Here is a 1305-nt window from a genome sequence, read left to right as displayed (position 1 = left end):
TGTACGGGTCACCCACATGGGTTACACAAAAGTTCACTCACATAGGTGACAACACCTTAAGTGTTACATAACCATCAGTGGCATCCCGCACATCGACTCTACCAAGGATGATGGGACCGAAAATAACATCCCAAATGCCATCTCCGACTTGCTCCAGCCCAATGGTCTGGTGCTTGAGCACGTAACCTACGTAGATCCTCAGGCCACGGCGGTTAATGATGCCGCAGCTATCCGCCGGTAAACTCTCGACATGGCTGGGGTAGGTCATCTCAGGAAGTTTTTCAGGGAATGGGCGTGGTGAGGGCTGGTAGCAAGACGCCGGTGTTTTCTGTTTCAGTGCTTCATGCAAGCGCTCGTAATTGTAGTGTTGTCGAAAGCGATCAAAATGCCGCTGTTGAGCTTCCCAGGCCACTGCCGGCGGTGATGGCAGCGTGCTTTTGAGTGTCCGATGCATGCGTTCGTGGCGGCCATTTTGCTCAGGCCTTCCAGGTGCAATGCGCTCAGGAATGATGCCTAGACGCAGCCACCAGATGGACAGCTGAGAAAGTCCTGCACGTCCTTTACTGGCAAACGGCACACCGTTATCGGTACGAATACGCTCAGGCAGGCCATTTTCCCGAAACACCTGGGTGAAAACGGCCTGCGTTTCCAGAAGGTTGGTATTAGGCATGCTGTGGCAGGCGAGCAGGAAGCGGCTGGCGTGATCCATGATCGTTAGTGGATAGCACCAGACGCCTGCGCCTGTCAGAAATTGGCCCTTGTAGTCAGCACTGAACAGCTGGTTAGGCGACTCTGCCTTCTCCAGTGGCTTGGGGTAGACCGCTACACGCTGACGTAAACGGCGTGGGTTGACCAACTCGGCCTTCTTGAGGATGTTGTAAATCGCTGTCTTAGAAGGTGGCGCCTGATCAGGGAAGCGCTCCTGCAGCGCAGCCTGGATCTTTTTCGGACCAGGTTCCGTTTCGCCTCGACTGCGCAGTTCGATGATGGCTTCGCGAACTGCAGCGGGGACGACCCAGTTCTGCGTCAACCGGCGGCGGCTGCGTTCTTCCAGCCCCGAAGGCCCCTCTTTCTCATATCGCTCGACCCATTTGTAGCCGGTCTTACGGCTGATCTCGTAGGCCTGGCACAGGGCGCTGAAGCTGGGCGGCCCTTGCAGGTAATCCGCGATGAAAAGCATTTTCAGGTCCATAGGTTTCAGCTCTCGCCAAGGCATGGTCAGATCCTCGAAAACCGACCTTGCCAGTTAAAGACTGTTACCTATGTGCGTGAACTGATTTGTAACCTATGTGGGTGAGTCATACC

The 1305-nt window shown here is 55.1% G+C and carries 1 protein-coding gene; it reads right to left on the bottom strand.

Features of this window, described 5'->3' with window-relative positions:
* Positions 1–37: 37 nt before the first annotated feature.
* Positions 38–1216 carry an integrase core domain-containing protein gene (locus N5D53_RS27565; protein WP_012053106.1) on the bottom strand — a complete coding sequence of 393 codons (1179 nt, stop codon included), beginning with the start codon at positions 1214–1216 and terminating at the stop codon, positions 38–40.
* Positions 1217–1305 lie beyond the last annotated feature (89 nt).

It is taken from the genome of Pseudomonas sp. GD03862, assembly GCF_029840855.1.
GTDB lineage: Bacteria > Pseudomonadota > Gammaproteobacteria > Pseudomonadales > Pseudomonadaceae > Aquipseudomonas > Aquipseudomonas alloputida.
Note: the sequence above shows the minus strand (reverse complement) of the source record. Positions and strands in the feature narration are given on the sequence as shown.